12 protein-coding genes are annotated in these 8,933 nt (G+C 52.5%); 4 read left to right on the top strand and 8 right to left on the bottom strand.

From position 1 onward, the window contains the following. Nucleotides 1-34: 34 nt before the first annotated feature. Complete coding sequence (gene rof / locus OGV83_RS21495) at nt 35-295, bottom strand: Rho-binding antiterminator (RefSeq protein WP_024130681.1); 261 nt, start codon at nt 293-295, stop codon at nt 35-37. Next, on the bottom strand, nt 282-482 hold the full coding sequence (locus tag OGV83_RS21500; RefSeq protein WP_200097061.1) for a YaeP family protein: 201 nt from the start codon (nt 480-482) through the stop codon (nt 282-284). The genes rof and OGV83_RS21500 overlap by 14 nt, the downstream gene beginning before the upstream one ends. A 199-nt stretch (nt 483-681) precedes the next feature. On the opposite strand from OGV83_RS21500, the gene OGV83_RS21505 reads away from it, so the two are divergent. The 3 genes from OGV83_RS21505 to nlpE are packed head-to-tail and all read left to right on the top strand — an operon-like array spanning nt 682 to nt 2,381. Then, nucleotides 682-1,227 (top strand): YaeQ family protein, encoded by a 546-nt coding sequence (locus OGV83_RS21505; RefSeq protein ID WP_047458789.1) that lies wholly within the window; start codon nt 682-684, stop codon nt 1,225-1,227. After that, on the top strand, nt 1,224-1,646 hold the full coding sequence (arfB, locus tag OGV83_RS21510; protein WP_012133965.1) for an alternative ribosome rescue aminoacyl-tRNA hydrolase ArfB: 423 nt from the start codon (nt 1,224-1,226) through the stop codon (nt 1,644-1,646). Before OGV83_RS21505 ends, arfB begins: the two co-directional genes overlap by 4 nt. A gap of 30 nt (nt 1,647-1,676) precedes the next feature. Continuing rightward, nucleotides 1,677-2,381, top strand: coding sequence for an envelope stress response activation lipoprotein NlpE (gene nlpE / locus OGV83_RS21515; protein ID WP_012133964.1), 705 nt, complete (start codon nt 1,677-1,679; stop codon nt 2,379-2,381). Between the two features lie 59 nt (nt 2,382-2,440). Here the strand turns inward: nlpE and proS are convergent, their stop codons facing one another. The 6 genes from proS to metN form a co-directional block, all read right to left on the bottom strand. Beyond that, entirely contained in the window at nt 2,441-4,159 is a 1,719-nt protein-coding gene (proS, locus tag OGV83_RS21520) for a proline--tRNA ligase (RefSeq protein ID WP_012133963.1), read from the bottom strand. 110 nt (nt 4,160-4,269) lie between these two features. Beyond that, a complete protein-coding gene (gene tsaA / locus OGV83_RS21525) occupies nt 4,270-4,977 on the bottom strand; it encodes a tRNA (N6-threonylcarbamoyladenosine(37)-N6)-methyltransferase TrmO (protein WP_286464565.1) in 708 nt (235 codons plus the stop codon). Continuing rightward, nucleotides 4,974-5,378: an envelope stress sensor lipoprotein RcsF gene (rcsF, locus tag OGV83_RS21530; protein WP_012133960.1), complete on the bottom strand. Its 405-nt coding sequence runs from the start codon at nt 5,376-5,378 to the stop codon at nt 4,974-4,976. Before rcsF ends, tsaA begins: the two co-directional genes overlap by 4 nt. 118 nt (nt 5,379-5,496) lie before the next feature. Next, on the bottom strand, nt 5,497-6,312 hold the full coding sequence (gene metQ, locus OGV83_RS21535) for a methionine ABC transporter substrate-binding lipoprotein MetQ (protein ID WP_012133959.1): 816 nt from the start codon (nt 6,310-6,312) through the stop codon (nt 5,497-5,499). A gap of 39 nt (nt 6,313-6,351) precedes the next feature. Beyond that, nucleotides 6,352-7,005, bottom strand: coding sequence for a methionine ABC transporter permease MetI (locus OGV83_RS21540; RefSeq protein ID WP_012133958.1), 654 nt, complete (start codon nt 7,003-7,005; stop codon nt 6,352-6,354). Beyond that, nucleotides 6,998-8,029 (bottom strand): methionine ABC transporter ATP-binding protein MetN, encoded by a 1,032-nt coding sequence (gene metN / locus OGV83_RS21545; RefSeq protein ID WP_012133957.1) that lies wholly within the window; start codon nt 8,027-8,029, stop codon nt 6,998-7,000. Before metN ends, OGV83_RS21540 begins: the two co-directional genes overlap by 8 nt. A 189-nt stretch (nt 8,030-8,218) precedes the next feature. On the opposite strand from metN, the gene gmhB reads away from it, so the two are divergent. Next, on the top strand, nt 8,219-8,785 hold the full coding sequence (gene gmhB, locus OGV83_RS21550) for a D-glycero-beta-D-manno-heptose 1,7-bisphosphate 7-phosphatase (RefSeq protein ID WP_047458784.1): 567 nt from the start codon (nt 8,219-8,221) through the stop codon (nt 8,783-8,785). The last annotated feature ends 148 nt before the right edge of the window (nt 8,786-8,933 follow it).

An 8,933-nucleotide genomic window follows, 5' to 3' on the forward strand; every position in this document is an offset into this window, starting at 1 on the left:
AAGGTGCTTGCACCGCCATCCGGCAACAAAAGAATCAGGATTCGCTGACGATTACAGTACCGATTTGTGGATGACTGAAGCTGGTAATTTTGTCCAGACGCAGCTCGCGTGTTTCACCGGCGACATCCGCGATCAGATATTCCACGTTTTTGCGCGACACCAGATCGTTGGCTTTTGCCTGTAAAACTTCTCCATCCTTAAGTTCCAGCGTCAGTAACAGATGATGCTGGCAGGCGAGCTCAAGATTGTCGTAATCATCGCAGTTGATGGGTTGATACGTTTCATTCATTGACATAATCGCTCACCAGTAAGTTCGCGGCAGCATATGCCGCCTTTTCCCTGACCGACTCTGAAAGGGCATCGTCTGTTGCCACTTCATTAAGCACTTTCAATACACAACCCAGCGCATCCGGGACATACCCTAAGTCTCCGCTGGCGATTTCCGCATACCGCTTGCGTATTAACTCACAATATTTTTCCACATGCCCTCCTGTCAGCACTCTGACTTAACCGTGGATGCAAGTCTAAGCCTACGAAGATAAACTCTGTTTAGCAAGGTGACTATAACATACCCATCCAGGCAATATCAGCAGGTTGACGGCGCAGGTATACGACATCCGTTAACAGCCTTTTGACGCAGATTTCGCTACAATGTGTCCCTGATTCGAAAGGAGTTCTCTCATGGCGCTTAAAGCGACGATTTATAAAGCCGTAGTCAATGTGGCGGATCTTGACCGCAACCAGTTTCTTGACGCGGCATTGACGCTGGCGCGTCACCCTTCTGAAACGCAGGAGCGCATGATGCTGCGCCTGCTGGCCTGGATTAAATATGCCGATGAGCGCCTACAGTTCACGCGTGGTCTGAGCGCAGAAGATGAGCCTGAGGCATGGCTGCGTAACGACCATCTGGGGATTGATTTATGGGTTGAGCTGGGGCTGCCGGATGAGCGCCGCATTAAGAAAGCCTGTACCCAGGCTGCGGAGGTTGCGCTGTTTGCCTATAATAGTCGTGCCGCGCAAATCTGGTGGCAGCAGAACCAGAGTAAATGCGCGCAGTACGCTAACCTGTCCGTGTGGTATCTGGATGATGAGCAACTGGCGAAACTGAGTGATTTTGCCGGCCGAACCATGACGTTGCAGGCAACGATTCAGGATGGCGCCATCTGGCTGTCGGATTCTCAGAATAATCTGGAAATTCATCTGACTGCATGGCAACAGCCTTCATGATTGTCATCTCCCGAAATGTCTCGATTCCCGACAATGAGCTGGAAATCACAGCCATTCGTGCGCAGGGAGCGGGTGGACAGCACGTTAATAAGACCTCAACGGCTATCCATTTGCGCTTTGACATTCGGGCCTCTGGCCTGCCAGAGTATTATAAGGAACGTTTGTTGGCTGCCAGCCATCACCTTATTAGCAGCGATGGCGTCATTATTATTAAGGCGCAGGAGTATCGCAGCCAGGAGCTCAACCGGGAGGCGGCTATCGCCCGGCTGGTGGCAGTCATCAAAGAATTAACCGCAGTGCAAAAAAGCCGACGGGCAACCCGCCCTACGCGCGCGTCGAAAGAACGCAGGTTGTCATCGAAGGCACAAAAATCCACAGTGAAGGCGCTTCGCGGTAGAGTTCGTCGTCCTCAGGAGTGACGAGCGGGGATAACATTTCATAAGGAATTTATGGTGAAAACAGCGATATTGTCAGTAGCGGCAGCATGCACGCTCTTTGCCTTGATTGGATGTAATAATCGTACTGAAGTGGAGGCGCTACAGCCGACGCAGACGGCAGAATTAAAACCGATGCAGCAAAGCTGGCGTGGCGTATTGCCTTGCGCAGACTGTGAAGGGATCGAAACCTCTTTGTTCCTGGAAAAAGATGGAACATGGGTGATGAATGAACGTTATCAGGGCGTTCGTGAAGAACCCTCTTCGTTTGCCTCGTATGGCACCTGGGCGCGTACAGCCGATAAACTGGTATTGACCGACAGCAAAGGCGAGAAGTCTTACTATCGTGCGAAAGGCGACGCTCTGGAAATGCTTGATCGTGAAGGTAATCCGATTGAGTCGCAGTTTAATTACACGCTTGAGTCGGTGTCTGCCAGTTTGCCCGTAACGCCAATGCCGGTGCGCGGCATGTATTTCTATATGGCGGATGCGGCGACCTTTACCGATTGCGCTACCGGGAAACGCATGCCGGTGGCGAACAATGCTCAGCTGGAACGTGATTATCTGGCGGCACGAGGCGCTGCGGAAAAACCGGTATTATTAACGGTGGAAGGCCACTTTACGCAGGAAGCCAACCCGGATACGGGCGCGCAGGTAAAAACGCTGGTGGCCGATAAAGAGATTAAATTCGTTCCTGGACAGGATTGTTCCAGCAAGTAATTGCGGTATCGACCCCGTCTGGACATTAAAAAACCCCGCTAATGCGGGGTTTTTTGTGTTTAGCCTTTGATGGCTTTCACCAGGAAATCGACGATCTCGCCAGTTTTAATCAACTGCTTCTCGCCGTTACGACGGTATTTGTATTCAATATCGTCGTTGTCCAGGTTACGGTCGCCCAGCACGATAGTGTGCGGGATGCCGATCAGTTCCATATCCGCGAACATGACGCCCGGACGCTCTTTACGGTCATCCATCAGCACTTCGATGCCTTGCGCGCGCAGTTCACCGTACAGTTTTTCCGCCAGTTCCTGCACCCGGAAGGACTTGTGCATGTTCATCGGCAGAATGGCAACCTGGAATGGCGCAATGGCGTCAGGCCATACAATACCGCGTTCGTCGTAGTTCTGCTCAATCGCCGCCGCCACCACGCGCGTTACCCCGATACCGTAGCAACCCATCGTCAGGATCTGGTTACGACCATCTTCACCCTGTACGGAGGCTTTCAGCGCTTCGGAATACTTGGTGCCCAGCTGGAAGATATGACCCACTTCGATGCCGCGTTTAATCAGCAGCGTGCCCTGGCCGTCCGGGCTTGGATCGCCTGCCACGACGTTACGGATATCGGCGACTTCTGGCGTCGCGACATCGCGATCCCAGTTGATGCCGAAGTAGTGTTTACCGTCGATGTTGGCGCCTGCCGCGAAATCGCTCATTACTGCAACGGTACGGTCGATCACCACCGGAACCGGCATATTTACCGGGCCGAGAGAACCCGGGCCGGCTTTCACCAGCGCACGAATCTCTTCTTCTGTGGCGAAGGTCAGCGGGCTGGCAACCTGCGGCAGTTTTTCCGCTTTCACTTCGTTCAGTTCGTGATCGCCACGTACCAGCAGAGCAACCAGCGGGTAGCTGCTTCCTTCAACTGCTTTCACCAGCAGCGTTTTGACGGTTTTCTCAATCGGCAGATTGAACTGCTCAACCAGCTCCGCGATGGTTTTCGCGTTTGGCGTATCAACCAGCGTCATCTCCTGGCTGGCAGCCGCGCGCGGCGCTTTCGGCGCAACGGCTTCGGCGAACTCAATGTTAGCCGCGTAGTCAGAAGAATCAGAGAAGATCACATCATCTTCACCGCTTTGCGCCAGTACCTGGAACTCGTGGGATGCGTTACCGCCGATAGACCCCGTGTCTGCCTGTACTGCGCGGAAATCCAGGCCCATACGGCTGAAGATTTTGCTGTAAGCGGCATACATCGCGTCGTAAGTTTCCTGTAGCGATTCCTGAGAGGTATGGAAAGAGTAGGCGTCTTTCATCAGGAACTCGCGGGAACGCATTACGCCGAAACGCGGACGTACTTCGTCACGGAATTTGGTCTGGATCTGGAAGAAGTTCAGCGGCAGCTGTTTGTAAGAGCTGAGTTCGTTACGAATCAGGTCGGTGATAACTTCTTCGTGAGTCGGGCCGAGTACGAACGGACGCTCGCCACGGTCAACAAAACGCAGCAGTTCCGGGCCGTACTGTTCCCAACGACCACTCTCTTGCCACAGGTCAGCAGGCTGAACCACTGGCATTGACACCTCGATGGCACCGGCGTTATTCATCTCTTCACGCACGATGTTTTCGACTTTTTTCAGGACGCGCAGGCCAGTCGGCAGCCAGGTATATAACCCGGAGGCGAGCTTGCGGATCATCCCGGCGCGCAGCATCAGCTGATGGCTGATAACCTCGGCGTCGGCAGGTGTCTCCTTCAGAGTGGAGAGCAGATATTGGCTAGTACGCATGTTGTTACGGTTCCAGTTGGACGATCGAACAGGCTCAACGCGAGCCTGACACAAAAAAAGTGATTTAGTTTACCAGCGAGAAAGGGATGTCAAAAGAGAAGGGCGTGAAATTAGCGGGGTTCCAGCGCAAAGACTTCAAAACCCTCTTCGGTGACGCGCCAGCGCACGTTGAAATCGTGCAGCCAGACGGCGTACGTTTTACCGGTCTCTTCACCTTTACGATAGGCAGGACGCGGATCTTGCGCCAGCACTTCGCCGATAAATGTTTTCAGTTGCGGGTAACGTTGTTCAAGCCGTGAAAGCTGTTGGTCAATGTCGGCCGTGAAGCTGACGTGCATCTCTGCCACAGGCGCCTGTTGCGCGTAGCTGGCCGTTGCGTCCGGTAATGACTCGGCAAACGGCAGGTAGGGTTTGATATCAATAACCGGCGTACCATCAACCAGATCCAGACTGCCCAGCGTCAGGATGACTTTCTCTTTCTGACAGACAATCTCTTTCAACTCAACCAGCGACATGCCGACAGGGTTAGGGCGAAAGGTGGAGCGGGTCGCGAAGACGCCCATCCGGGCATTGCCGCCGAGACGGGGAGGGCGAACCGTCGGGCGCCATCCGCCAGCCATCGTCTGATGAAAGACGAAGATCACCCACAAATGGCTGAACGCTTCCAGACCGCGAACGGCATCGGCCTGATTATAGGGCGCAACAAGATGCAGTTCGCCGTCGGCGCTTTTTACCAGACCTGGCTGGCGCGGGACGGCGAACTTTTCTTTATAGGGGGAGCGAATAACGCCTATTTGCTCGAACTGAAAACTGCTCATTTAGCCGAGATGTTAAGGGCGGAACCGATGCAAACAGCCTGACGGTAGCAGCCTGGCGTTCCACTGGTGACTTCGCAGCTGTGCAGCAGTACAGCATTCGCCTTCATTTTAGAGGCGTTAATCTGCATGCGTTTACGTGCCGTCGGGATGCTCGGCGGGGAATCCTGATTAGATGCCTGGCAGGAGTCACCGCTGACTTCGCCAAGATCGCGGAACGGTTTACCCACTAACTCTTCGGCGTTGGTGTAAATTCGGACCGGTGCGGCACGCGGCGCTTTCGGTTTTTCCGACTCCGCTTTTGGCGGGGTTGCGGTGCTTTGAACGGGTTCAACAGGGGATCTGCTTAGCATGGAACAACCGCCCAGCATGAGTGCCAATAAACAGATCGGTAAAGCACGCATAATATTTCCTCAATGAATGATCTAATCGTCAGATATTGAATCAGGAGCTTGCATAAATGACAAGACGGGCAAGCGCCCGTCCTGAATGATATTACAGATTGTGGAAACCGCCTAAAAATTACCAGCCTTTAACAGCACCGCCGTTGAAGACTTTATTCGCGGCTTCGTAGACTTCGTCAGACTGATAAGCCTGAACGAATTTCTTCACGTTCTCTGCGTCTTTATTGTCTTCACGCGTTACGATCAGGTTAACGTACGGGGAATCTTTATCTTCCACGAAGATACCGTCTTTTGCCGGAGTCAGGTCAATCTGGCTGGCGTAAGTGGTGTTAATCACGGCCAGGGCAATTTGCGCATCGTCCAGAGAGCGCGGCAGTTGCGGTGCTTCCAGCTCAACAATTTTCAGGTTCTTCGGGTTTTCGGTCACGTCCAGAACGGTCGGCAGCAGGCCAACGCCATCTTTCAGTTTGATTAACCCTACTTTCTGCAACAGCAGCAGTGAACGACCAAGGTTAGTCGGATCGTTTGGTACGGCTACCTGAGAACCATCCTGTAGCTCATCAAGTGATTTGATTTTTTTGGAATAACCGGCGATCGGATAAACAAAGGTATTGCCAACAGCAACCAGCTTGTAACCGCGATCTTTGATCTGCTGATCCAGGTACGGCTTGTGCTGGAAAGCGTTCGCGTCGATATCGCCTTTGCTTAACGCTTCGTTCGGTAATACGTAGTCGTTGAACGTCACCAGCTCAACATCCAGACCGTATTTTTCTTTCGCTACTTTTTGCGCGACTTCCGCAACCTGCTGTTCAGCGCCGACAATCACGCCCACTTTGATGTGGTTCGGATCTTTTTCATCCTGGCCGCAACCCACAAGTGCCAGAGAACCAATCAGGGCTCCCACTGCCGCAAAGGTTTTAAATTTGAACGCCATGCTTATTTCCTTAATGAGTCATTTGTGTTGTGTTTAATGTTACTTGTGCGTCACTGCCCGAACGATGCGATCGCCGGATAACTGAATTAAATAAACCAGAACGACCAGTAATACCAGCACCGTATTCATCACGGTAGCATTGTAGCCAATGTAACCATACTGATAGCCAATCTGACCGAGTCCGCCAGCGCCAACGGCGCCGCCCATAGCAGAGTAGCCCACCAGAGTAATCAGGGTAATGGTTGCGGCATTGACCAGACCCGGTAATGCTTCCGGCAGCAGCACCTTACGCACGATTTGCAGCGGCGTGGCTCCCATCGCACGGGAGGCTTCGATCAATCCGGTTGGGATTTCCAGCAATGCGTTTTCCACCATGCGGGCGATAAACGGCGCGGCGCCGACGGTTAACGGCACAATCGCCGCCTGCAAACCGATGGAGGTGCCGACAATCACACGGGTAAACGGAATCATCCATACCAGTAAGATAATGAACGGGATAGAACGGAAGATATTGACGACCGCAGAGAGTGTGCGGTAGAGCTTCGCGTTTTCAATAATTTGCCCTGGACGCGTAACGTACAGCAGTACGCCAACCGGCAGACCAATAACAAAACCAAAAAAGCCGGATACAAAAGTCATTGCCAGCGTTTCCCAGACGCCGCGCGCCAGTAACCACATCATCGCCTCAGACATAACCCAGTACCTCTACTTTCACATGGTGTTCCTGCAACCAGGCAATTGCGGCTTGCGTCTCTTCTTGCGTGCCGTGCATTTCCGTCAGCATAATGCCGAACTTCACGCCGCCTGCGTAATCCATCTGCGCGCTAATAATGTTGTTGTTCACATTGAAGCGGCGGGCCGTCTCAGACAGCAGCGGGGCGTCTACGGATTGTCCGGTAAATTCCATACGCAGCATGGGGACGCTGTCCGCATACGGCTCCGCTTTTAAACGTTCCAGATAATCTTCCGGGATATCCAGATGCAACGTGGACTGGATAAACTTCTGCGCCAGCGGCGTTTTTGGATGGGAGAACACTTCGCTGACCGTATCCTGCTCAATCAGTTCTCCGTTACTGATAACTGCGACACAATCGCAAATGCGCTTAACCACATCCATCTCATGAGTAATAAGAAGAATGGTCAGGCCAAGGCGACGGTTAATATCTTTCAACAGTTCCAGAATCGAACGGGTCGTTGCCGGATCGAGTGCGCTGGTGGCCTCGTCGCACAGCAGGACTTTGGGATTGCTGGCTAATGCGCGAGCAATCGCCACACGCTGTTTCTGACCGCCGGAAAGGTTGGCCGGGTAGCTGTCGTGCTTATCGCCGAGCCCTACCAGATCCAACAGCTCTGTGACGCGGCGTTTAATCTCGTCTTTCGGCGTATTGTCCAGTTCCAGCGGCAACGCCACGTTGCCAAAAACGGTACGTGAAGCTAACAGGTTAAAATGCTGGAAAATCATGCCAATCTGGCGACGGGCTTTCGTCAACTCAGATTCAGAAAGGGTGGTCAGCTCCTGGCCGCCAACCAATACGCTCCCTTCCGTGGGACGTTCCAGCAGATTCACACAGCGAATGAGTGTGCTTTTACCGGCGCCGGAGGCGCCAATAACGCCATAAATTTGTCCGGCAGGGACATGCAGGCTGACGTTGTTCAGCGCCTGAATGGTGCGAGTCCCCTGTTGGAACACTTTGGTGATATTCGAAAGTTTAATCATTGATTATTTATTATCGTAATTAAGTTAGCCGTGGCATTTTCTTCTGCCTGATACGGTCGAAGCCGTCAACAAAATGGATGTTAAGGCATCCAGACGTCTAAATCAATCAGGCTTTCGATGATGAGCACTTTCTTGCTCGCTGAAACATGCGATACTAACGGCACATGCCTTATTCAGGAGCTATAAAAGGTGGCAAAGTCCGTACCCGCAATTTTCCTCGACCGTGATGGCACTATTAATGTGGATCATGGTTACGTACATGAAATCGATGAGTTCGAGTTTATTGAAGGCGTCATTGACGCGATGCGTGAACTGAAAAAGATGGGCTTTGCGCTTGTCGTTGTTACCAACCAGTCTGGTATTGCGCGCGGTAAATTTACGGAAGCGCAGTTCGAGACGCTGACCGAATGGATGGACTGGTCGCTGGCGGACCGCGATGTCGATCTGGATGGCATCTATTATTGTCCGCATCATCCGCAGGGCAGCGTAGAAGAGTTCCGTCAGGCGTGTGATTGTCGTAAACCGCATCCCGGGATGCTTATCTCTGCGCGTGATTTTCTGCACATTGATATGGCCGCGTCTTATATGGTGGGTGACAAAATAGAAGATATGCAGGCGGCGGCAGCTGCAAATGTTGGTACGAAAGTATTGGTACGCACTGGTAAGCCCGTTACGCCCGAAGCAGAAAATGCGGCAGATTGGGTGTTAAATAGCCTTGCTGACCTGCCATCGGCGATAAGAAAGCAGCAAAAATAAGCGTTATGATTAAAAGATGAACGGTTGAGATAAAAATGCATTTTTCCGCTTGTCTTCCTGAGACGACCCCCTATAATGCGCCTCCATCGACACGGCGGATGTGAATCACTTCACACAAACAGCCAGTTGATTAAAGAGAAAAATCCTG

This window comes from Citrobacter sp. CK189 (assembly GCF_030333505.1).
Taxonomy (GTDB): Bacteria; Pseudomonadota; Gammaproteobacteria; order Enterobacterales; family Enterobacteriaceae; genus Citrobacter_B; species Citrobacter_B koseri.